Origin of the sequence: Serratia sp. SCBI (genome assembly GCF_000747565.1) — a bacterium.
Taxonomy (GTDB): Bacteria; Pseudomonadota; Gammaproteobacteria; order Enterobacterales; family Enterobacteriaceae; genus Serratia; species Serratia ureilytica.
The window spans coordinates 1,709,693-1,732,001 of sequence record NZ_CP003424.1; the positions used below are offsets into that span (position 1 = coordinate 1,709,693).

A 22,309-nucleotide genomic window follows, 5' to 3' on the forward strand; every position below is an offset into this window, starting at 1 on the left:
CGAAGCATTGTTTTATAAGGATATTTTTCAAGGCAACAAAAAAACCCGATAATCTTGAACCTAAAAGGCGGGATTATCGGGCTCCACAAAATGGGGACATCAAAGAAAAGCAGTGGCACTAATTCAGACTGCGGCCCCCAACGAAAGTTCTGGCCGGCGACAAAAAAATACAAAATAATTTTTATCGCCGATCCATCTCTCCCGCTAATCGATCAGCCGAGTATGCCCGGCCATAGCACCACGATGAGTGAACCCGCCAGCGTTAACAGCACGTTAGCGATGGCGTAGGTGCCGGCGTAACCCAGCGCCGGGATGTTGCTGCGCGCGGTATCGCTGATGATCTCCATCGCCGGTGCGCAGGTGCGGGCGCCCATAATCGCGCCGAACAGCAGGGCGCGGTTCATGCGCAGCACGTAGGCACCGAACAGGAAGCAGATAATCACCGGCACCAGGCTGACGATCAGCCCGGCGATCAGCATCTGGCCGCCGACCGCGCCCAGGCTGTGGCCGATGCCGGCGCCGGCGCTCAGGCCTACGCCCGCCATAAACACCATCAGGCCGAACTCTTTCACCATGTTCAGCGCGCCCTGAGGAATGTAGCCGAAGGTCGGGTGGTTGGCGCGCAGGAAGCCGAGCATGATGCCGGACATCAGCAGGCCGGCGGCGTTGCCGATGCCGAACGAGAAGTTGCTGAACTGTATGGTGATCTGGCCGATCAAAAGGCCGATGATGAAGAAGGCGCAGAACGCCAGCAGATCGGTCACCTGGCTGTGAATCGAGATAAAGCCAATTTTCTCCGCCACGCTCTTCACCCGGCGCGCGTCGCCGCTCACCTGCAGCACGTCGCCTTTGTTGAGCACGATGCTGTCGTCGATCGGCATTTCGATCTGGCTGCGGATCACGCGGTTGAGGAAGCAGCCGTGGTCGGTCAGCTTCAGCTGGCTCAGGCGTTTGTTCACCGCGTTGCTGTTCTTCACCACGATCTCTTCGGTCACGATGCGCATGTCGAGCAGATCGCGATCGAACACTTCCTTACCGTTGCGGAAGCTCGGATCCAGCCGCGCGTGGGCGTCCGGGTAGCCGACCAGCGAAATCTCATCGCCCACCTGCAGCACCGCGTCACCGTCCGGGTTGGCCAGAATGCCGTTGCGGCGGATGCGTTCGATGTAGCAGCCGGTCTGGCGGTAGATGCCCAGCTCGCGCAGGTTCTTGCCGTCGGCCCAGGCCACCAGCTCGGGGCCGACGCGGTAGGCGCGGATCACCGGCAGGTAGACCTTGCGCTGGCTGTCGGTGTCCAGGCCGCGTTCACGGGCGATTTGCTGGGCGGAGGTGGACAGATCCTGGTGCTGCAGCTTCGGCAGGTAGCGAGCGCCAAAAATCAGGCTGACCAGACCGATCAGGTAGGTGAGGGCATAGCCGAGGCTCAGATGATCCTGCGCCGCCAGCAGCGCCGGGCCGTTGACGATGGTGTTGCGCAGCGTATCGCCTGCCCCCACCAGCACCGGCGTGGAGGTCATCGAGCCGGCCAGCATGCCGGCGGTCAGGCCGATGTCCCAGTGGAACAGCTTGCCGAGACCGATGGCGATCACCATCGCCGAACCGACCATCACCAGCGCCAGCATCAGGTAATTTTTGCCGTCGCGGAAGAAAATCGAGAAAAAGTTAGGCCCGGCTTCCACCCCGACGCAGAAAATAAACAGCATGAAGCCGAGATTCAGCGCCTCGGTGTTAATGGCGAAGTGTTGCTGGCCGAGCAACAGGGAAACCACTAAAACGCCAATGGAATTACCGAGTTGGACGGAGCCCAGACGGAGTTTACCGAGGCACAGCCCCAGCGCGAGTACCACGAACAGTAACAGAATGTAGTTACCGTTTAACAAACTAGCGACGTTTATGTTCACGGAGGATAACTTATTGTTTACCAGTAAGTGCTTGATATAGATAACTATAAGAGATAAATTCAGCCTTAAAACGACGTCATAAATCACCACCAGCAGAAAGCGAAGCGAACCATCGTTCGGCGGCGTTCATTCTAGACGCTATGACCGATGACAGCCAGCACAGAAAGCTGATTTCCTGCGCCGCCGTGCGCATTTAACTCTCTTTTGGCCAAGGAAAAAATTCGGTTCAGCGTCACCTCACGGGTGGCTGGGCTGATTTCTATTGATGCGGTAATTGGGCGGGGGAGAATTCGCATGACGAGTTATCGATATTGGCTGGGCATTCTCAGCTGTTTTCTGTTGTTCAACCTGGTGTTTCTCGGCCAGCAAACCGGCCTGTTCGGCAGCACGGATCATGAGCACCACGGGGAAACCGGCCTGCTGCTGTTTGTGATCCCCGGCGCGATCGCCAGCTATCTGTCGAGCCGCAAGCGGCTGCTGTGTCCGCTGCTGGGGGCGCTTTATGCCTTGCCGCTCTGCCTGCTGATCCGTCACTTCTGGCTGACGCCGTCCTATTCGTTCTGGCAGGAGCTGGCTTACGCCACCAGCGCGGTGTTCTGGTGCGTGTTCGGCGCGATGCTGATGCTGTTCGCCCTCGGTCTGTTGCACACGCTCCAGCAGCTGCATCGGCGGCAGCGGCAATAAAAAAAGGCGCGTTAAGCGCCTTTTTTGTCGTTCAAAAACTTACTGGAACAGGTTCAGGTGTTCTTTAGCGTAAGCTTCGAAATCGGTGCAACCGCCGATGTGCTTCTCGTCCAGGAAGATCTGCGGAACGGTTTCAACCGGTTTACCGACGGTTTTTTCCAGATCGGCCTTGGTGATGCCTTCCGCGTGGATGTCAACGTAACGGAAGTTGAAATCGTCGCGTTCTTCAGTCAGTTTTTCCGCCAGTTCTTTAGCGCGGACACAATAAGGACAGCCAGGACGCCCGAAGATTACTGCAAACATGCAACGCTCCTTAATTGGATTTTCAAAAAATTGTTCGCTACCGCAACGACATCCCGTCACCGAAAAAGTCATTACCTGCGTCAGATGGCGCCTACTATGCCCGTTGAGGCGGTGAAAAAAAAGCAGGAATTACCTGTTAATCTGATTCATGTAACCAATTAGTCTGCCGGGGCTGTCGTCGTCGACGGGAATTCACTACACTGGGGGCAGACCTTCTGGAGAAGAAAAATATGCGTTCATTCGGTGACTTACCGCGCCCAGTGCTGGTGTTGGAAGGGCTGGGCATCGTGATGCTGGTATTGGCCTACCTCAGCATTCACGGGCACCTGCAGCTGCCGGGCTGGCTGGCGTCGCAGCAGGCGGCGGTCGGCATGATTTTCCTCGGCGTGGCGCTGATGGTGCCGGCGGCGGCGTTTCTGGTATGGCGCGTGGTGCAGGGGTTCGGGCCGCTGATGCGCGGCGGCCTGCCGCCGGAAAACGATCGCCGCAAGCCGCAAGATACGGACGTATCGAAAAATCATCAGGACAGCGATCCGCGCGCCTGAGCGCCGCGGCCGCTAACCCGCCTGCGGGGCAGGCGTTGGCCTTTTTGGGGTGACGAGTGAAAATTGCCATTCTTTCTCGCGACGGATCGCTCTATTCGTGCAAGCGGCTGCGTGAAGCGGCGGAAGATCGCGGGCACAGCATCGATATCATCGATCCGCTTTCCTGTTATATGAACATCAACCCGGCGGCGCCGACCATTCACTATCGCGGCCGTCAGTTGGAGCGTTATGACGCGGTGATCCCGCGCATCGGTTCCGCCATCACCTTTTACGGCACCGCGGTGCTGCGCCAATTCGAGCTGCTTGGCAGCTACCCGCTCAACGAATCCGTGGCCATTACCCGCGCCCGCGACAAGCTGCGTTCGCTGCAACTGTTGGCCCGGCAGGGTATCGATCTGCCGATCACCGGTTTCGCCCATTCACCGGACGATACCGGCGATCTGATCGAACTGGTCGGCGGCGCGCCGCTGGTGGTCAAGCTGGTGGAAGGCACGCAGGGCATCGGGGTGGTGCTGGCGGAAACTCGCCAGGCGGCGGAAAGCGTGATCGACGCCTTTCGCGGCCTGAACGCCCATATTCTGGTGCAGGAGTACGTGCGCGAAGCGCAGGGCCGCGACGTGCGCTGCCTGGTGGTGGGCGGCCGGGTGGTGGCCGCCATCGAGCGGCAGGCGAAGCCCGGCGAGTTTCGTTCCAACCTGCACCGTGGCGGCAGCGCCCGCAAAGTGACCATCACCGCCAGGGAGCGGGCGATTGCGGTCAAAGCGGCGAACACGCTGGGGCTGGACGTCGCCGGGGTGGATATCCTGCGCGCCGAGCGCGGCCCGCTGGTGATGGAGGTCAACGCCTCACCGGGGCTGGAAGGGGTGGAAACCACTACCGGGCTGGACATTGCCGGCATGATGATCGAATACGTCGAGCAGCGCGGCCGGCCGGGGTTCCGCCTGAAATCGGGCGGCTGACGGTACGCGCGTTGCGCTTTTCCCGCCGAGCAATATCTTAATTAGTGAATTAAGCCGCATTGATCGTGGCGTATCGGGTGAATATTCCGTAAGCTATGCGCCTTTTCGCGTTTTGAATATTGTGAGGCTGGTTATTATGGATTCACTCATTGTCCCCGATTTGGCGCTGTTGCGGCGCTGGCTGGATCAGTCGGGCATTTCTTTCTTTGAGTGCGATTCCTGCCAGGCGCTGCACCTGCCGCACATGCAGAACTTCGACGGCGTGTTCGACGCCAAGATAGATCTGGTGGACAACGTCATTCTGTTCTCCGCGCTGGCCGAGGTGAAGCCGACCGCGCTGATCCCGCTGGTGGCGGATCTGAGCCAGATCAACGCCAGCTCGCTGACCATCAAGGCCTTTGTCGACATTCAGGACGACAACCTGCCGAAGCTGATCGTCTGCCAGTCGCTGAGCGTGGCGGTCGGCATCACCTACGAGCAGTTCACCCACTTCATGCAGCAGGGCGAAGAGCAGGTCTCGATGGTCATCCTCGAGGCGCGGGCGAACGATCTGCTGTTTATGGGGGACGAAGAAGAGATCCCCGCTGGCGCCGTGCGTCAGCCGATGCTGCACTGATCCTCGCTGTACCTTAAGCATGCCGTCGCTCCGGCGGCATGCTGCCGTGATTCCCCTCCGCAATTAAATATTCTGCACTTTGGCCTCTGCCGCCCGATCTTTCTCGGCTTTTACGCCGTTAATGCCGTATCACATAGAGAAAAATTGCATAAAAAATCGATAAATGGCGTTTTTTACCCTGGGGGCTGGCGGGTTGCGATGGCAGCGGCTATGCTGCTGATTCTGCAAAGGGCTTGCGATTTCCCTTGTAACCACGCGAGCAGGGCAGTGCAAAAAGGCGCATGCAATCATATGCATAGCCATTCATTTCGCGGTTGCAACGATTGCGCTCAATCAGGAAAGGTTTTGTATCGCTGCAGATACAAGTTCAATTCTATGATTTACCCTGTTTTGGAGGAAGTTACGGATGGTCACCCAACGTAAAAAGTGGTTATCGGGTGTGGTTGCCGGTCTGTTGATGGCTGCGTCCGTCACGGCGTCAGCCGAAGAGAAAACGCTGCACGTGTATAACTGGTCCGACTATATCGCGCCGGATACCCTGGCCAAATTCCAGAAAGAAACCGGTATCAAAGTGGTGTACGACGTCTTTGACTCCAACGAAGTGTTGGAAGGCAAACTGATGGCGGGCAGCACCGGTTACGATTTGGTGGTCCCTTCATCCAACTTCCTCGAGCGTCAGTCGCAGGCCGGCATTTTCGAGCCGCTCGACAAGAGCAAGATCCCCAACTACAAAAATCTCGATCCCGAGATGCTGAAGCTGGTGGCGCATAACGACAAAGACAACAAATACGGTATCCCTTACATGATGGTGACCACCGGCATCGGCTATAACGTCGACAAGGTGAAAGCGGCGTTGGGCAAAGACGCGCCGGTCAACAGCTGGGATCTGATCTTCAAGCCGGAAAACCTGGAGAAGCTCAAGAGCTGCGGCGTCTCCTTCCTCGATGCGCCGAGCGAGGTCTACGCCACCGTGCTGCATTATCTGGGCAAAGATCCCAACAGCACCAACGCGGCGGACTACACCGGCGCGGCCAACGATCTGCTGCTGAAGCTGCGGCCGAACATCCGCTATTTCCACTCTTCTCAGTACATCAACGATCTGGCGAACGGTGACATCTGCGTGGCGATCGGTTGGTCTGGCGACGTGATGCAGGCGGCCAACCGCGCCAAAGAGGCGAAGAACGGCGTGAATGTGGCCTATGCGATCCCGAAAGAGGGGGCGCTGACCTACTTTGACATGTTCGCCATGCCGGCGGACGCCAAAAGCAAGGACGCCGCCTACCAGTTCCTGAACTTCCTGCTGAAGCCGGACGTGATGGCGGACATCAGTAACCACATTTACTACGCCAATGCGGTGAAAGATTCCACGCCGCTGGTGAACGCCGAAGTGCGCGATAACCCGAACGTCTATCCGCCGGCCGATTTGCGCGCCAAGCTGTTCACGCTCAACGTGCAGTCGCCGAAGCTGGACCGTGTCATTACCCGCGCATGGACTAAAGTTAAAAGCGGGAAGTGATGATGGGGGAGCCCCCCATCGTCGGTAAACCGGCAGGCGGGTGTTCCCCGCCTGCATTGCCGTTTTGGGCCACGGCGCTCGCCGTGGTTTTGTGCCGCTTTACGCCGGAGAGCACCCCGATTGAACGACGCTATTCCTCGTCCTCAAGCCAAGTCGCAGAAGGTTTTCACCCCTCTGCTGGAAATCCGTAACCTCACCAAAACCTTCGACGGGCAGAATGCGGTCGAAGACGTCAGCCTCACCATCTATAAGGGTGAGATCTTTGCGCTGCTTGGCCCGTCCGGCTGCGGCAAGTCCACCTTGCTGCGCATGCTGGCCGGTTTTGAACAGCCGACGGAAGGGCAGATCGTGCTCGACGGGCAGGATATGTCGCATGTGCCGCCGTACCAGCGGCCGATCAATATGATGTTTCAGTCGTACGCGCTGTTCCCGCACATGACCGTGGAGCAGAATATCGCGTTTGGCCTTAAGCAGGACAAAATGCCGCGGGCGGAGATCGCCGAGCGGGTGGCCGAAATGCTGGCGCTGGTGCACATGCAGGAGTACGCCAAGCGCAAACCGCACCAGCTTTCCGGCGGCCAACGGCAGCGGGTGGCGCTGGCGCGCAGCCTGGCCAAGCGGCCGAAGCTGCTGCTGCTGGATGAGCCCATGGGCGCGCTGGACAAGAAGTTGCGCGACCGCATGCAGCTGGAAGTGACCGACATTCTCGAGCGCGTCGGCGTGACCTGCGTGATGGTGACGCACGATCAGGAAGAAGCGATGACCATGGCGGGGCGCATCGCCATCATGAACCGCGGCAAGTTCGTGCAGATCGGCGAGCCGGAAGAGATCTACGAGCATCCGAACAGCCGCTTCAGCGCCGAATTTATCGGTTCGGTCAACGTCTTCGACTGCGTGCTGCAAGAGCGCCACGACGATGCGCTGATCCTGCAAAGCCCGGGGCTGCGCCATGCGATCAAAGTGGATCCGGACGCCTCGGTGGTGGACGGCGTGCCGATCCAGGTCGCGCTGCGGCCGGAAAAGATCCTGCTGTGCGAACAAGTGCCGGAAGACGGCTGCAACTTCGCGGTGGGGGAAGTGGCGCACATTTCCTATCTGGGCGATCTGTCCATCTACCACGTGAAGCTGCACAGCGGGCAGATCATCAGCGCCCAGCTGCAAAACGGCCATCGTTTCCGCAAGGGGATGCCCACCTGGGGCGATGAAGTGCGTCTATGTTGGGAAACCGACAGCTGCGTCGTGTTGACGGTGTAGTGGATCCGGTGAGGAGTAACCCGTATGACCCTGCTTTCTGAACGCGCGCCGGAACCGCCGGCCAAAGCGCCCGGCGCCCTCAGGGCGCTGTTCCATCGCCTGCTGATGGCCCATGGCCGCAAGCTGGTGATCGCGCTGCCGTATTTATGGCTGACGCTGCTGTTTATGCTGCCTTTCCTGATCGTGTTCAAGATCAGCCTGGCGGAGTTGGCGATGGCGGTGCCGCCTTACACCGAGCTGATGAGCTGGGTGGACGGCAAACTGAACATCGCGCTCAACTTCGCCAACTACCTGCAGCTGACCGACGATCCGCTGTATATCGACGCCTATCTGCAGTCGCTGCGCGTGGCGGCGGTTTCGACGTTGTGTTGCCTGATCATCGGCTATCCGCTGGCCTGGGCGGTGGCCCACAGCAAGGCGTCGACCCGCAACATCCTGCTGTTGCTGGTGATCCTGCCTTCCTGGACCTCGTTCCTGATCCGCGTCTATGCCTGGATGGGCATTCTGAAAAACAACGGCACGCTGAACAACTTTCTGATGTGGTTAGGGGTGATCGACCAGCCGCTGGTGATCCTGCATACCAACCTGGCGGTGTATATCGGCATCGTCTATTCCTACCTGCCGTTTATGGTGTTGCCGATCTACACGGCGCTGATCCGGCTGGATTACTCGCTGGTGGAGGCGTCGCTGGATCTGGGCGCCCGGCCGCTGAAAACCTTTTTCAGCGTGATCGTGCCGCTGACGCGCGGCGGCATCATCGCCGGCTCGATGCTGGTGTTCATTCCGGCGGTGGGGGAGTTCGTGATCCCGGAGCTGCTCGGCGGGCCGGACAGCATCATGATCGGCCGCGTGCTGTGGCAGGAGTTCTTCAATAACCGCGACTGGCCGGTGGCCTCGGCGGTCGCCACCATCATGCTGCTGTTGCTGATCGTGCCAATATTGTGGTTCCACAAGCACCAGAACAAGGAAATGGGAGGCCAGGCATGAACAACTTGCCGGTAGTGCGTTCACCGTGGCGCATCGCCATCCTGACTGTCGGCTTTACCTTCCTGTATGCGCCGATGCTGATGCTGGTGATTTACTCCTTCAACAGCTCCAAGCTGGTGACGGTGTGGGCCGGCTGGTCCACGCGCTGGTATAGCGAACTGTTCCACGATTCGGCGATGATTAGCGCGGTGGGGCTCAGCCTGACCATCGCCGCCGCCGCCGCCACTGCCGCGGTGGTGCTGGGCGCCATCGCCGCGGTGGTGATGGTGCGTTTCGGCCGTTTTCGCGGCTCGACCGGCTTCGCGTTTATGCTGACCGCGCCGCTGGTGATGCCGGACGTGATCACCGGCCTGTCGTTGCTGCTGCTGTTCGTGGCGATGGGGCACGCCTTCGGTTGGCCGTCGGAACGCGGCATGTTCACCATTTGGCTGGCGCATGTCACCTTCTGTACCGCTTATGTGGCGGTGGTGATCAGTTCGCGCTTGCGCGAGGTGGATCGCTCAATTGAAGAGGCGGCGATGGACCTGGGGGCGCCGCCGCTGAAGGTGTTTTTCGTCATCACCTTGCCGATGATTGCGCCGGCGCTGATCTCCGGCTGGATGCTGGCGTTTACCCTGTCGCTGGACGATCTGGTGATCGCCAGTTTCGTCTCCGGCCCGGGCGCCACCACGTTGCCGATGCTGGTGTTCTCCAGCGTGCGCATGGGGGTGAATCCGGAAATTAACGCGCTGGCCAGCCTGATCCTGCTGGTGGTGGGCATTCTCGGCCTGATCGCCTGGTGGTTTATGGCGCGCTCGGAAAAACAACGATCGCGTGAATTGCAGCGGGCGGCCCGTAGCTGAATCGTAACAAACCTGCTATTTTTGCAATCAATAAGTATTGCAACTAACTACCTGACTTTACATGCGCCATTTGAATGGCTCCAATGAATTTCACACTGCCGCCAACAACGCGGCAATGTGAAAGGCGTAGGGGCAGTGGCGCGTCGTAGCGGAACACGGATATGTCAGACATGCTGAAAAGCGGGCAGGGAATAAGATCGACTTCGGATGCGCCGGTGCCGGTGATGGTGGCGGGCACCGCCATGGTGGCGATCAAGTGTATCAGCGTGGTGCTGCTGCTGGGCGAGCTGGGCGTCGACGGCGCGAAGGAGTTTGTCAGCACCAGCGCGCAGGCGTGGGATTCCACCTTTATCTTTCTGGCCGGGCTGATGCTGCTGTGCCTGCAAATCAGCTGCGGTTTTGCGGTGATGCGCGGCCGCAACTGGGGGCGCTGGGGCTACGTGGCCTGTCAGTGCATCGTGGTGCTTTACCTGCTGCTGGCCACCATCGGCAGCGTCTTCCCCGAGGTGTTCACCGTGGAGGGGGAAACCAGCGGCCAAATCCTGCACGTTCTGATCCTGCAAAAGATCCCCGACGCGGTGATCCTGGCGTTGCTGTTCGTCCCCACCGCCAGCCGCCGCTTCTTCACCGCGCGCAAGTGAGATTTTAGGCGCGCGGAGTGGTAAACTCTGCGCCCTTAATTCGTCATCCTGAACTTCACGGTATCTTCATGCATTGCGCTTTGTATACGGCGGGCACCTGCCGTTCCTGTCAGTGGTTGGAAAAGCCCTATCCGCAGCAGCTGGCCGACAAACAGCATCACCTGCAATCGCTGCTGGCCGGGCGCGATGTCGCGCAGTGGCTGCAGCCGGCGGCGGGGGAGCTGAGCGCATTTCGCAATAAAGCCAAGATGGTGGTCAGCGGCAGCGTGGAGCGCCCGCTGCTCGGCATGCTGCACCGCGACGGCACGCCGGTCGATCTGAGCGACTGCCCGCTGTATCCCGCCGGCTTTGCGCCGATGTTTGCGGTGCTGAAAAGCTTCATCGCCCGCGCCGGCCTGACGCCGTATAACGTGGCGCGCAAACGCGGCGAGCTGAAATACCTGCTGCTGACCGAAAGCACGCTCGACGACGGCGTGATGCTGCGCTTCGTGCTGCGCTCGGAAACCAAGCTGGCGCAGCTGCGCGCCGCGCTGCCGTGGCTGCAGCAACAGCTGCCGCAGCTCAAGGTGATCTCCGCCAATATTCAGCCGGTGCATATGGCGATCATGGAAGGGGAGCGCGAGATCGCGCTGACCGATCAGCAGGCGCTGGAGGAACAGTTCAATCAGGTGCCGCTGTTCATCCGCCCGCAAAGCTTCTTCCAAACCAACCCGCAGGTGGCCGCCGATTTGTATGCCACCGCCCGCGACTGGGTGCGCGCGCTGGGTATCGACAGCATGTGGGATCTGTTTTGCGGCGTCGGCGGTTTCGGTCTGCACTGCGCGCAGCCGCAAACTCGCCTGACCGGCATCGAAATCAGCGCGGAAGCGATCGCCTGCGCGCGCCAGTCGGCGCAGCGATTGGGGTTGCTGCAGGTCGACTTTCAGGCGCTCGATTCCACCCGCTTCGCCACCGCCGAAGGGCAGGTGCCGCAGCTGGTGTTGGTCAACCCGCCGCGGCGCGGCATCGGCCAGGCGCTGTGCGATTATTTGAGCCGGATGGCGCCGGATTACATTCTGTATTCCAGCTGCAACGCCGAGAGCATGGCGAAAGATATCGAGATGTTGCCGGGATACCGCATCGAACGGGTGCAGCTGTTCGATATGTTCCCGCATACCGCGCACTACGAAGTGTTGACGCTGTTGGTGCGGCGCTTATAAAACATAAGGCCCGGTTATCCGGGCCTTATTGCTTATTGCGGGAACCATTTGTCGTTGATGGCCTTGTAGGTGCCGTCGGCCTTGATGGCGTCCAGCGCGGCGTTCAGCTTGGCCAGCAGCGCCTGATTGTCCGGGCGCACCGCGATGCCGAGGCCGGTGCCGAAGTATTGCGCATCGGTGATATGTTCGCCGACCGGCGCCAGCTGCGGGTTGGTTTTGAGCCACTCGTTCACTACGGCGGTATCGCCGAAGACGCCGTCAATACGGCCGTTTTTCAGCTCCAGAATAGCGTTCTGGTAGCTGTCGTAAGAGACGGTGTTAATCTCCGGGTGCTTGTCCTGCATGTATTTCTGGTGGGTGGTGCCGTTTTCCATGCCGAGCTTTTTGCCTTTCAGATCCGCCAGCGAGCTGAACTTGCCTTTTTGCGCGATCACAATCGCCGAGTTGGCATAGTAAGGTTGGGTGAAGGCGACCTGTTTGCTGCGCTCCGGCGTGATATCCATACCGGAAATCACCGCATCGTATTTTTTGAATTTCAGCGCGGCGATCAGGCTGTCGAACGCCTGGTTGGTGAAAGTGCACTGCGCCTGCATCTGTTTGCACAACGCGTTGGCCAAGTCGATATCGAAGCCGACGATCTGGTTGTTGGCGTCCAGCGATTCGAACGGCGGATAGGTGGCGGAGGCGGCGAAGCGGATAGTCTCGGCCGCGGTGGCGTTAAAGGTCATTCCGGCCAACATCGTCGCGGCAAGCAGCAGTTTTTTCATGCGTAGAGCTCCTGTCTGGATCCTGAAAGTGATTATTTCGCTATCGTTTGTTTTTACTGGTAATCGCCAGAGGTTTTTGCGAGGACACCTGCTGATAACCCTGCCACTGAGTGAATTAAAATGCAATATAAATGATTAAATATTGCAGTGGGGATAAAAAAAGCCCCGCGCAATGGCGGGGCTGGAGAGGGGGATGGCTTCAGTTGCGGCGCTCAAACGCCAACGCGCGGCGCTCCACCAGCCGCATCAGCAGCGTTAGCAGGCCGTTGACGCACAGGTACACCAGACCTGCGGCGCCGAACACCATCACGTCGTAGGTGCGGCCGTACATCAGCTGGCTATAGCCCATCACTTCCATCAGCGTGATGGTGTAGGCCAGCGACGTGCTTTTGAACACCAGTACCACTTCGTTGGAGTAAGATGACAGCGCGCGCTTGAAGGCGAACGGCAGCAGAATGCGCAGCGTCTGCCGGCGCGACATGCCCAGCGCTTCGCACGACTGCCATTGTCCGGCGGGGATGGCGCGCACCGCGCCGTAGAACAGCTGCGTGGTATAGGCCGCGCTGTTCAGCGCCAGCGCAATCATCGCGCACAGCCAGGGCTGCGACAGCAGGTTCCACAGCCACGGGTAGTCGCGGATCGCCGGAAACTGACCGGGGCCGTAGTAGATCAGGAAGATCTGCACCAGCAGCGGCGTGCCGGTGAACAGCGTCACATAGGCCTTGACCAGCGGCGTCAGAACCGGCGTTTTCAGCGTCAGGATCACCGTCAGCAGCAGCGACAGCAGCAGCGCCACCAGCAACGCGGCGACGGTTAGCGTCAGGCTGGTATGCAACCCTTTAAGGATTTCCGGTAAATATTCAATCATCAGACCGGCCCCCGTTCAAACCGCGTGGCGCGCAGCTCAATGCACTTGATGACGTATTGGCTGAACAGCGTCACCAGCAGATAGATGGCCGCCGCGATCACGTACCAGGTAAAGGGTTCCTGGGTGCGGGTGGCGATGCTTTTGGTTTGCAACATCAGATCGTTCACGCTGATCAGCGACACCAGCGCGGTGTCTTTCAGCAGCACCAGCCACTGATTGCCGAGGCCGGGCAGGGCATGGCGCCACATCTGCGGCATGATCAGGCGAAAGAAGATCGCCGCTTTGCCGAGACCCAGCGCCTGGCCGGATTCCCACTGCCCCTGCGGTACCGCTTTGAGCGCGCCGCGCAGCGTCTGCGAGGCGTAGGCGGAATAGAGCAAGGCCAGGGCGATCACCCCGCACAGGAACGGGCTGACTTCGAAATTGTCGATCGCCAGCTGAATCGGCAACTGGAACAGACCGAGGTTAAGGGTAAAGCCGTCGGAGAGCATCAGCAGCAGCTGCGACGAGCCGAAATAGATAAACAGCACCACCAGGATTTCCGGCAGGCCGCGCAGCACGGTCACCCAGGCGGTGCCGAGCCAGCTGACGGCTTTCCAGCGGGACGATTCCCATACGGCGAACAGCATCGCCAGAATCAGCCCGAGGATCAGGGCGCAAACGGCAAGGCCGACGGTCATGCCGGCGGCGCTTGCTAAAGGTTGTAATTCATTCATCGGGGCGTATTACTGCTGGAACCATTTTTTGTAGATGGTTTCATAGGTCCCATCCTGCTTGATCTTGTCCAGAGCGGCGTTGAACTTGCCCTGCAGATCGGTATTTTTCTGGCGTACCGCGATGCCGAGGCCGGTGCCGAAGTAGTCTTTATCCGTTACTTTGGCGCCCACTGTCGCCAGCGCGTCATTCTGCTTCAGCCACTCGTTGACCACCGCGGTATCGCCGAACACCGCATCAACGCGGCCGTTCTTCAGATCCAAAATGGCGTTTTGGTAGCTGTCGTAAGGCACGGTGGTGATTTCCGGGTGCTTGTCGGTCAGGTATTTTTGGTGAGTGGTGCCGTTTTGCACGCCGACTTTCTTGCCTTTCAGCGCCGCCACGTCGGCGATTTTGCCTTTCTGCGCGATGAACAGCGCCGAGTTATCGTAGTACGGCTTGGTGAACAGCACCTGCTTTTCACGCTCCGGCGTAATGTCCATACCGGCCATGACCGCATCGAAACGCTTGAACTTCAGGCTTGGGATCAGGCTGTCGAACGCCTGATTGGTGAAGGTGCACTCGGCCTGCATCTCTTTGCACAGCGCGTTGGCCAGATCGACATCAAAACCCTGAATTTTGTTGCCGGCGTCAATAAATTCAAATGGAGGATAGGAGGCTTCGGTAGCGAAACGGATGGTTTCGGCTGCGGAGGCGGAAACGCTGATGCCGGCCAGAACGGCGGCGATTATTTAGTTTTTTCATCGCAAACTCCCCAAATTACAGCAAGTTAATTGTTAGTGTGATAAGTAGTTGGCAAACTCGGTGGTCCGCGGCTGCGTGAAGTGGCTGCTGTCGCCTTGCTCCACCACATGGCCGTTTTCCATGTACACCACGCGGCTGGCGGTCTTGCGTGCCACTTCCACTTCGTGGGTGACGATCACCTGAGTGATGCCGGTGCCGGCCAGTTCGCGAATGATGCTGACGATCTGGGCGGTGATTTCCGGATCCAGCGCTGCGGTCGGTTCATCGAACAGCAGCACCTGCGGCTCCATCATCAGGGCGCGAGCGATCGCTACGCGCTGCTGCTGGCCGCCGGAAAGGTGCAGCGGAAAGCGATCGGCGAAGTCGGTCAGGCGCAGACGCTTGAGCAGCTTGTCGGCGCGCTCCATCGCCTGAGCCTTGGTCAGACCCAGCACGCGGCAAGGCGCTTCGATCAGGTTCTGGACCACGGTGAGGTGAGGCCACAGGTTGTATTGCTGGAAGACCATGCCGACATTTTGCCGCAGTTCGCGAATGGCTTTTTCGCCCGGCGCCTGCTTGAAATCGAATTGGTTGCCGGCGATCTTTAGCTGACCCGAACGCGGCATTTCCAGCAGGTTCAGCACCCGCAGCAATGAACTTTTCCCGGCGCCGCTTGGGCCAAGCAGCACCAGGGTTTCCCCGGCTGGACATTCCAGCGTGATGTCAAACAGCGCCTGGTGAGCGCCGTAATAGCAGTTGATACCGTTAAGTTGAATACTCATGCGCCAGAATTGAATAGACATTGATGCCGCAAATGTTAACTTCCACAGAATACTTATGCAATCTTTGTGCGTTAAAATTTATGAGTGTGCGGCGGGACAGTAAAAGATTAGCACAAGATACCGCGACTCAGGCCGAGGGAGGGGATTTGTGGCGCAGGCTGTGAGATCGGTAGCGAAATTTTTTCTATCGGACGAAATCTGAGCGGCGCAAGGGGAGACGGGAACGACCGACGCGGCGGGCCCGCGTCGGCCGGGGAGTGCGGGTTATCGGTTTTCCAGCACCTGACGCACGCTGCCGTTGGTGGCGTGCGCTGGAACATTCAGGTAGCGAATATCATCAACCACCCAGCAGGTGCCTTCGCGCACCATCAGCACTTCGTCTTGCCAGTTCACGGTACTGTTGGCGTCTTTCTGGTAGCTCAAGTCAACGCGCAGCGGGATGTTCTTCGCATCGGTGTTGGGAATGGTCGAGGCGCTGGCGACGGACGCGCTGCTTGGCCCTTGCGCGTTGCCGGAGAACAGATCGCCGGTTATCTGATGCTTGCCCGGATTTTGAGCGGCGCTGACCAGATCCTGATACAGCACTTTGCTCAGATAAGGCTGCAGCTGCGCCAGGCGGTTGCTGTCCGGCAGGCTGGAACCTTGCTGGATGCGCAGGTCATAGAACTTTTGCGCGACCGTATCCGGGCCGCCTTCCACACAGCTGCCGCTGCGGGTGCCGATATCCTTGTATGCCGGTTCCACCGTGGTACAGGCACTCAGCAACAGCGCTAAGGGTAAAACAGCCGCAATCGTTTTTGTTTTCATCTTATTACCTTATGTGAAAGTCTCTACCATGAAGACCGATAGCTTACAGTATAAATGCGTTTTTTAGCCTTGCATTCGTACTGCGTGCCATTGATTAAGCGAACATAATGTCAATCTTCTGGTCATAGATACGTTGAATTAATCAAACAAGGAATTCTGATGCAGCTTTCAACTACCCCGACCCTGGAAGGGTTCACCATCACCGAATACTGCGGCGTTGTGACCGGCGAAGCGATCCTCGGCGCCAACATTTTTCGTGATTTCTTCGCCGGCGTGCGCGATATCGTCGGCGGCCGCTCGGGCGCTTATGAGAAAGAGCTGCGCAAGGCGCGCTTGATCGCGTTCGAAGAGCTGGAAGATCAGGCGAAAGAGCTGGGCGCCAACGCGGTGGTCGGCATTGATATCGATTATGAAACTGTTGGTAAAGACGGCAGCATGCTGATGGTGACCGTCAGCGGCACCGCGGTGAAAGTCAGCCGCTAACGCCATTCTCGCGCCCTGGCCGTTCCGCCGGGGCGGCGTTCTCTTGCTTTACCCCACCTTGTGCTGCTCGACGATCGGGCGGTGCTCCTGCGGTTTTACCGGCGCCGGCTCCTGGCGATGCTGTATCGGCTGAACGAACGACGGGCGGATCTGCGGCGCCGGGACCGGATGCGGCATGACGCGTTCTTGCGGCATCGGCGTCGGGCGCACTACCGCCGGGTGCGGCGCTACGGCCGGTTCGTGTACCGCCGGCTGAACGACGTGCGGCGCGACCTGAACCGGTGGCCGCACGGCGGATTGATGCACCGGCGCGACGGCCGGCATCGGATGCGTCTGTACCGGCGCTGAATGCACGGCCATCGGCTGCTGCGCGTGGGGCGCCGCAGGCGCGGTATGCGTGAACGTCGGCATGCTCATCGGTTGCTGCACATGGGACGCGTTGACCGATTGTTGCACGTGCGGCGCGGCCGCTACCGGCTGGGTATGCGCAAAGTTCGGCATGGTCATCGGCGCATGGGCTGCAGGCGCGACGCGCGGCTGTTGCGGCGCCGCGTTCGGCGCCGATGCGTTGAAGCGCGGCGTCGGCGCGGCGGGGACGTATTGTAGTTGTTCACCGTGCTGGTGCTGCTGCGATTCACATTGTTGACGTTGTTATATTGGTTGATGTTGGTGACGCGATTTACCACGGTGGTGGAGTGTGAGACATAGGGCGCATTGCGGTAGACCACCGGCTGGCGGCGATCGTCCCAGCGCATATCCCAGTTGTGCCAGCCGCTGTCGTGCTGGTTAAACAAGGTAGCCACCGCGATGCCGACGCCGAAGCTGATCACGCCGGCCGCCAGCATGTCGCCGCCGCTGTAGCCCGAGGGCTGATACTGATAGCTCGGATAGGCCGGGACCGGCGTGCCGTAGGCTTGCCAGGGATCGTAATGCGGGACGTAAACCGTATCCGGCTGGCTGGGTTCGATAACGATGGTCTCGCCCGGCGCCGCCACCACGCGCTGGCGATAGGGCTGCTGTTCGACATAACGCGTCGTCGGCGCCACGACGATGCGCTGCTGCGGAGTATTTTTCAGCGTGCCTTGGCTGGCCGCCCGTTGACGCATCACCTGAATGGCGTTCATCACGTCGGTGGGATCGTTCAGGTAGGCGCTGCCCAGGGCGGTGGTCCAGGGGATGTTTTTCGCCATTTGGTCGAGCACGTCGGGGAATTGCACCAGGCCGCGCACGCTGGGATCCCAGGGCTGAGCGTCGGCCGCTGAGCTGAGCGCCGCCGGTTGCAAGCCGCGGTTTTGCGCCAGCCAGGCATCCGCGGCGCTGATTTGGTCAGGATAGCCCGCGCCGGCCAACACCTGCGCCAGCAGCTTGTCGGGGAACAGCGCCACCGGACTGACCAACTGGTACAGTTGATCGGCGCTCAGCGGCGTATAGGCCGGCGTACTTGCATTGGCGGCAGGAGCGGCCGGGGGTGGAACGTTGCCGCCCATCGCACCGGCGACTTTTTGCTGATCGCAACCGCTCAGCGGCAACATGGCGGCACAGAGCAACCAGGACAGATAGCGTGGCGTGAACATGTTCGACTCCGCTCTTTCAGCGCAGATGATACTTTGAGACTATCATGGGCGGGAGAGGCCGCCAGTCGGGAGAAACACTCGCTTGCACATCGGCGCTATCTGTCATTGTTTCTCGATGAGCGTGATGATTGGATACAGGTTAATCGCGTCGCGTTACATCTTTCACGGACGACAATCAGGAGGATAAGTGAAAATTTGGCCAGGGATCATCGCCGCCGCGCTGTTGGCGGGATGCCAAAATCCGCAGCAGGACACGCTCGTCGATCGTGGCGCTTACCAGCTCGAAACCTTGCATCAGGCGCAGGGCGCCGATCAGCGCATTCGGTTTCTGGTGATGCACTATACGGCGGAAGACTTTCATTCCTCGTTGAAAACGTTGACCGACGAACACGTCAGCGCACACTACCTGTTGCCGGCGCATCCGCAGCGCGAACACGGCAAACCGACGGTGTACCGGTTGGTGCCGGAGGCGATGCGCGCCTGGCATGCCGGCGTCAGCACCTGGCGCGGGCGCAGCAATCTCAACGACACCTCGATCGGCATTGAAATCGTCAACAAGGGTTTCACCCGCAGCATGCTGTTCACCCACTGGCAGCCCTACACGGCGGAACAGATCGCCGTGTTGATTCCGCTGAGCCGCGACATTATCCAACGCTATGGCATTCAGCCGCAGGACGTGGTGGGGCACAGCGACATCGCGCCGCAGCGCAAACAGGATCCCGGCCCGCTGTTCCCCTGGCGGCAACTGGCGCAGGCCGGCATCGGCGCCTGGCCGGACGAGGCAGACGTGCAGCGATTGCTGGCGGGGCGCGATCGCCATGCGCCGGTACCTATGGCGCCGCTGCTCGAAAAGCTGGCGCGTTACGGTTACGCGATCGACCCGTCGTGGGATGCGCGGCAGCAGCGCAACGTGCTGGCGGCGTTTCAGATGCATTTCCGGCCCGACGATGTTCGCGGCGAGCCGGATGCAGAGAGTGAGGCGATTATCGATGCGCTGCTGTTGAAGTACGGCGCGTGGCGTTGATTACAGGCCGTGCAGTTTGCCGTGATCTTTCAGCCAGCGGGCGGTGCGCGCGATGCCTTCTTCCAGCGAGACGATCGGCTGATAGCCCAGCTCTTGCTGCGCGCGGGTGGTATCGAGCGTGAGATCGAAGTTGAGTTTGGCGACGCCGTAATGGGTCAGCACCGGCTCCTTTTCGCTTTTGCTGCCCAGGCGCTCCATGCCGCGCGCCATCATGTCGAGCATCGGATAGGGGACGGAGCGGATGCGGCACTTCATGCCCAAATCGTCGATCAGCTGCTGCACCACGGTGCGAAGCGGGCGCGGCTGCTGGTTGGTGATGTTGTAGGCGCGGCCGGACGGCGTGTCTTCTTTTAGCGTCGCCAGCCACATGGCGTGCACCGCATTCTCCAGATAGGTCATGTCCACCATCGCCGCGCCGCCGCGCGGCAGCAGCAGGTTGCCGTAGCGTTTGATCATCTGCAGCAACCGCGGCAGCATCACCTTGTCGTGCGGCCCGAACAGGCCCTGCGGGCGCAAAATGGTGAAATGGGTCTGCGGATTGGACAGCGCCAATTGCTGGATCACCTGCTCGCCGGCGGCCTTGCTGCGCGCGAACTCGTTGGCGTAACGCTGCGGGCGAAAGTCTTCGGTTACGTTGCGGTGATGGTGGTAGTCGAAATAGATCGCCGGGGAAGAGATGTGAATGAACTGCGCCACGCCATAGGCCGCCGCCCATTCGCCGAGGCGGCGGGTGGCGCGGACGTTGGCCAGTTCGAAGGCTTCTTCGGTGCCCCAGGGTGAGGTAAAGCTGGAGCAGTGCCACAGCACATCGACGTCCGCCAGCATCGCTTTGGCCTGCGAAGAGATCAGGTTGGTGAGATCGGCATGAATGAACTCCGCGCCCATTTTTTCCAGCAGGCCGCCCATCGCCTGGTTACGACCGGTGGCGCGCACTTTGATGCCCTGGCGGCGCAGATATTCAACGGCGTTACGGCCTAACCCACTGGTTGCACCGGTGACCAATACCTTCATAACGGACTCTATTCTCACCCAAAATCGGAATACCGGCGGGCGCTTGCGGCGCTCCCAGCAAATAAGATGCCATTCTTCCGTGATTTCGTGCGCTATGCAATCGGAAAGCCCCGAAGCACAGCGGCAAACTGTGCGGTTGATCGACAAATGAACGGCATTCAGCGCTGTTGGCGGTCCAGGTTCTCGGCCAGCGTCGCGATGCGCTTCGCCATGCCGCGAAAAATGAACAGGTGCGCGGGCATCATGGCGAACCAATACAGCAGCCCGCTGAAGCCGGCCGGATGCCACCAGGCGCGCACGTCCAGCGTGCGGCGATCGCCGCGATCGGTAATGGTGAAGCTCAGCCGCCCCAGCCCCGGCGCCTTCATGCCGAACAGCAGCGCCAGCTGCCGCAGCGGCTTCAGCGTGATGACTTTCCACCCGTCGATCTCGTCGCCCAGCGCCAGGGACGCGCGCGCCGGGCGGCCATAGACCACGCCGTTGCCGATCATGTCGTCCATGCGGGCGCGGATCCGCCACAGGATATTGGCGTAGAAATAGCCTTCCTCGCCCCCCAACTGCTGCACCGTTTGCCACAGCGCCTGGCTGGAGGCGGCGGTGTCGAGCGAACACCCCGCCTGTTTCGGGTAATAGCCGTAGCCGGGGCGCCAGCGGGCCCGCGCCGCCGGATCGTAGCCCCAGTCGGCGGAATCGACCACCTCCAGTTCGCGCTGCAGCGTGGCGGTGACCGCCTGATCGAAGGTGTGCAGACGTTGCGGGATCAGGGCCTGCAACGGTTTGCCGTCGGCGGGCAGATCGTGCTTCAGGCCCTGGATCAGCGCGCGCGCGATCGGCGTCGGCACCGAGGTGATAAGGCTGATGAACCACACTGAAATCAGCCGCGTTGGTAAGGGGATCGGGATCAGCCAGCGCCGCTTGCCGCTGATGGCGATAAAGCGTTTGAACATATCCTGATAGCTGAGGTATTCCGGCCCGGCGACGTCAAAGATGCGGTGTTCTTGCGCCGGGTGCGCCAGCAGATCGGCCAGATAAACCAGCAGGTTCTCCAGCGCTACCGGCGAGGACTTCGAGCGCACCCAGCGCGGCGGCGTCAGCACCGGCAGGTTATAGACCATGTCGCGCATCACTTCGAACGCCGCCGAGCCGGGGCCGACGATGATGCCGGCGCGCAGCTCGGTCACCGGCACGCCGCTCTGGCGCAGGATCTCGCCGGTCAGGCGGCGCGCCGCCAGGTGCGGCGAACTGTCGTCGTTCGGCTGCAGCGCGCCGAGAAAGATCACCTGCTTGACGCCGGCATTGCGCAGCGCGTCGCGCAGATTTTCCGCCGCCTGGCGTTCCTTCTCGATAAAGTCGTCGCCGTCGCCCATCGCGTGCACCAGATAGTAAAGCGTATCTATCTCCCACAGCGCCGCGCTCAGGGTGTCCGGGCGGTACAGATCGACATACAGGCAGTTGACCTGCGGCCAGTTCTGCTCCTGCAGCCACTCGATGCGCCGCGCGGCGGCGGTAATCTGGTGCCCCTGTTCGATCAGGTGCGGGATCAGGTTCTGGCCTATATAGCCGCTGGCTCCAAGAACCAGTACGCGTTGGGGTGTCATCGAGCCGCCTTGTGCGGTAGAGGATTGGCAGAACGACAGGATGCCAAATTCAGGGTTTAAATGCACATTTTGTATGGGTATAAGCCGGTTGCATCCGCCGCGGCGCGAGTTCACACTACGCGCCCCTTATCGCACGAAAAACCGAATGCCATGAAACTCAATGTGATTTGTTACGCCCTGCTGGGCCTGGCGCTGATCGCCAGCCTGTTCTCGCCGCATCCGGTGTGGATGTGGCTGCTGTCGGCCAACCTGCTGACGTTTCTGATCTACGGCGGCGATAAGCTGGCGGCGCGCAAGGGATGGCGACGGGTGCCGGAGACGACGCTGTTGCTGTTCGGCGCGTTGGGCGGCTGGTTGGGCGCGCTGCTGGCGCAGCAGCTGTTTCGCCACAAGACCCAGAAGCAGCCGTTTAAAACCTGGTTCATCCTCAGCGTGGCGCTCAATCTGGCGGCGGTGCTGGGGCTGTGGTACTGGGTTTACGGCCGCTGGATCTTCTGAGTGCGGGGCGCGG

Annotated in this window: 22 protein-coding genes and 2 pseudogenes; 13 read left to right on the forward strand and 11 right to left on the reverse strand. The window is 60.2% G+C overall.

Annotated features, from left to right (window positions below; genetic code table 11):
• Positions 1–212: 212 nt before the first annotated feature.
• Positions 213–1,901, reverse strand: a complete 1,689-nt coding sequence (locus SERRSCBI_RS07935) for an aspartate:alanine antiporter (RefSeq protein ID WP_004938680.1) — start codon at positions 1,899–1,901, stop codon at positions 213–215.
• A 294-nt stretch (positions 1,902–2,195) separates the two neighbouring features.
• On the opposite strand from SERRSCBI_RS07935, the gene SERRSCBI_RS07940 reads away from it, so the two are divergent.
• The gene (locus tag SERRSCBI_RS07940; protein ID WP_033642521.1) at positions 2,196–2,585 is read left to right on the forward strand and encodes an inner membrane protein YbjM; all 390 of its coding nucleotides are present in this window, start codon (positions 2,196–2,198) and stop codon (positions 2,583–2,585) included.
• Between the two features lie 39 nt (positions 2,586–2,624).
• Here SERRSCBI_RS07940 and SERRSCBI_RS07945 read toward each other — a convergent pair whose 3' ends face one another.
• A complete protein-coding gene (locus SERRSCBI_RS07945; RefSeq protein ID WP_004938676.1) occupies positions 2,625–2,888 on the reverse strand; it encodes a GrxA family glutaredoxin in 264 nt (87 codons plus the stop codon).
• A gap of 230 nt (positions 2,889–3,118) precedes the next feature.
• On the opposite strand from SERRSCBI_RS07945, the gene SERRSCBI_RS07950 reads away from it, so the two are divergent.
• The 9 genes from SERRSCBI_RS07950 (at position 3,119) to rlmC (ending at position 11,447) form a co-directional block, all read left to right on the forward strand.
• Entirely contained in the window at positions 3,119–3,433 is a 315-nt protein-coding gene (locus tag SERRSCBI_RS07950; protein WP_042784084.1) for a YbjC family protein, read from the forward strand.
• Between the two features lie 56 nt (positions 3,434–3,489).
• Complete coding sequence (gene rimK, locus SERRSCBI_RS07955; protein WP_042784085.1) at positions 3,490–4,392, forward strand: 30S ribosomal protein S6--L-glutamate ligase; 903 nt, start codon at positions 3,490–3,492, stop codon at positions 4,390–4,392.
• A gap of 136 nt (positions 4,393–4,528) precedes the next feature.
• On the forward strand, positions 4,529–5,008 hold the full coding sequence (locus SERRSCBI_RS07960) for a YbjN domain-containing protein (protein ID WP_004938666.1): 480 nt from the start codon (positions 4,529–4,531) through the stop codon (positions 5,006–5,008).
• A 406-nt stretch (positions 5,009–5,414) separates the two neighbouring features.
• A complete protein-coding gene (gene potF, locus SERRSCBI_RS07965) occupies positions 5,415–6,524 on the forward strand; it encodes a spermidine/putrescine ABC transporter substrate-binding protein PotF (protein ID WP_033642524.1) in 1,110 nt (369 codons plus the stop codon).
• 120 nt (positions 6,525–6,644) lie between these two features.
• Positions 6,645–7,778 carry a putrescine ABC transporter ATP-binding subunit PotG gene (gene potG / locus SERRSCBI_RS07970; RefSeq protein WP_004938650.1) on the forward strand — a complete coding sequence of 378 codons (1,134 nt, stop codon included), beginning with the start codon at positions 6,645–6,647 and terminating at the stop codon, positions 7,776–7,778.
• 24 nt (positions 7,779–7,802) lie between these two features.
• Entirely contained in the window at positions 7,803–8,765 is a 963-nt protein-coding gene (gene potH, locus SERRSCBI_RS07975; RefSeq protein WP_042784087.1) for a putrescine ABC transporter permease PotH, read from the forward strand.
• Positions 8,762–9,607, forward strand: a complete 846-nt coding sequence (gene potI, locus SERRSCBI_RS07980; RefSeq protein WP_042784088.1) for a putrescine ABC transporter permease PotI — start codon at positions 8,762–8,764, stop codon at positions 9,605–9,607. The genes potH and potI overlap by 4 nt, the downstream gene beginning before the upstream one ends.
• Positions 9,608–9,768: 161 nt before the next feature.
• A complete protein-coding gene (locus tag SERRSCBI_RS07985) occupies positions 9,769–10,248 on the forward strand; it encodes a YbjO family protein (RefSeq protein ID WP_047024958.1) in 480 nt (159 codons plus the stop codon).
• Between the two features lie 68 nt (positions 10,249–10,316).
• Positions 10,317–11,447, forward strand: coding sequence for a 23S rRNA (uracil(747)-C(5))-methyltransferase RlmC (gene rlmC, locus SERRSCBI_RS07990; RefSeq protein WP_042784090.1), 1,131 nt, complete (start codon positions 10,317–10,319; stop codon positions 11,445–11,447).
• Positions 11,448–11,479: 32 nt separating this feature from the next.
• Here rlmC and artJ (SERRSCBI_RS07995) read toward each other — a convergent pair whose 3' ends face one another.
• The 6 genes and pseudogenes from artJ (SERRSCBI_RS07995) to SERRSCBI_RS08020 form a co-directional block, all read right to left on the reverse strand.
• The gene (artJ, locus tag SERRSCBI_RS07995) at positions 11,480–12,214 is read right to left on the reverse strand and encodes an arginine ABC transporter substrate-binding protein (protein WP_015377297.1); all 735 of its coding nucleotides are present in this window, start codon (positions 12,212–12,214) and stop codon (positions 11,480–11,482) included.
• A 199-nt stretch (positions 12,215–12,413) separates the two neighbouring features.
• Entirely contained in the window at positions 12,414–13,082 is a 669-nt protein-coding gene (artM, locus tag SERRSCBI_RS08000; protein ID WP_033650651.1) for an arginine ABC transporter permease ArtM, read from the reverse strand.
• The gene (gene artQ / locus SERRSCBI_RS08005) at positions 13,082–13,798 is read right to left on the reverse strand and encodes an arginine ABC transporter permease ArtQ (protein ID WP_042784091.1); all 717 of its coding nucleotides are present in this window, start codon (positions 13,796–13,798) and stop codon (positions 13,082–13,084) included. The genes artM and artQ overlap by 1 nt, the downstream gene beginning before the upstream one ends.
• A 9-nt stretch (positions 13,799–13,807) precedes the next feature.
• Positions 13,808–14,540: pseudogene (gene artJ / locus SERRSCBI_RS08010) on the reverse strand (arginine ABC transporter substrate-binding protein).
• Positions 14,541–14,572: 32 nt separating this feature from the next.
• Positions 14,573–15,301, reverse strand: a complete 729-nt coding sequence (artP, locus tag SERRSCBI_RS08015; RefSeq protein WP_089192582.1) for an arginine ABC transporter ATP-binding protein ArtP — start codon at positions 15,299–15,301, stop codon at positions 14,573–14,575.
• Between the two features lie 264 nt (positions 15,302–15,565).
• Entirely contained in the window at positions 15,566–16,108 is a 543-nt protein-coding gene (locus SERRSCBI_RS08020) for a lipoprotein (RefSeq protein WP_033642535.1), read from the reverse strand.
• Between the two features lie 159 nt (positions 16,109–16,267).
• On the opposite strand from SERRSCBI_RS08020, the gene SERRSCBI_RS08025 reads away from it, so the two are divergent.
• Positions 16,268–16,591 (forward strand): heavy metal-binding domain-containing protein, encoded by a 324-nt coding sequence (locus SERRSCBI_RS08025; protein WP_004928400.1) that lies wholly within the window; start codon positions 16,268–16,270, stop codon positions 16,589–16,591.
• A gap of 48 nt (positions 16,592–16,639) precedes the next feature.
• On the opposite strand, the pseudogene SERRSCBI_RS08030 reads toward SERRSCBI_RS08025, so the two are convergent.
• A pseudogene (locus SERRSCBI_RS08030) lies at positions 16,640–18,165 on the reverse strand (DUF3300 domain-containing protein).
• A 187-nt stretch (positions 18,166–18,352) separates the two neighbouring features.
• Here SERRSCBI_RS08030 and SERRSCBI_RS08035 point away from each other — a divergent pair.
• Complete coding sequence (locus SERRSCBI_RS08035) at positions 18,353–19,189, forward strand: N-acetylmuramoyl-L-alanine amidase (protein WP_042784093.1); 837 nt, start codon at positions 18,353–18,355, stop codon at positions 19,187–19,189.
• Here the strand turns inward: SERRSCBI_RS08035 and SERRSCBI_RS08040 are convergent, their stop codons facing one another.
• The gene (locus SERRSCBI_RS08040) at positions 19,190–20,200 is read right to left on the reverse strand and encodes an NAD(P)-dependent oxidoreductase (RefSeq protein ID WP_004928393.1); all 1,011 of its coding nucleotides are present in this window, start codon (positions 20,198–20,200) and stop codon (positions 19,190–19,192) included.
• A 158-nt stretch (positions 20,201–20,358) separates the two neighbouring features.
• Positions 20,359–21,798, reverse strand: a complete 1,440-nt coding sequence (locus SERRSCBI_RS08045) for a DUF2867 domain-containing protein (protein ID WP_042784094.1) — start codon at positions 21,796–21,798, stop codon at positions 20,359–20,361.
• Between the two features lie 150 nt (positions 21,799–21,948).
• Here SERRSCBI_RS08045 and SERRSCBI_RS08050 point away from each other — a divergent pair, with 150 nt between their 5' ends.
• The gene (locus tag SERRSCBI_RS08050; RefSeq protein WP_033642539.1) at positions 21,949–22,296 is read left to right on the forward strand and encodes a DUF1294 domain-containing protein; all 348 of its coding nucleotides are present in this window, start codon (positions 21,949–21,951) and stop codon (positions 22,294–22,296) included.
• Positions 22,297–22,309 lie beyond the last annotated feature (13 nt).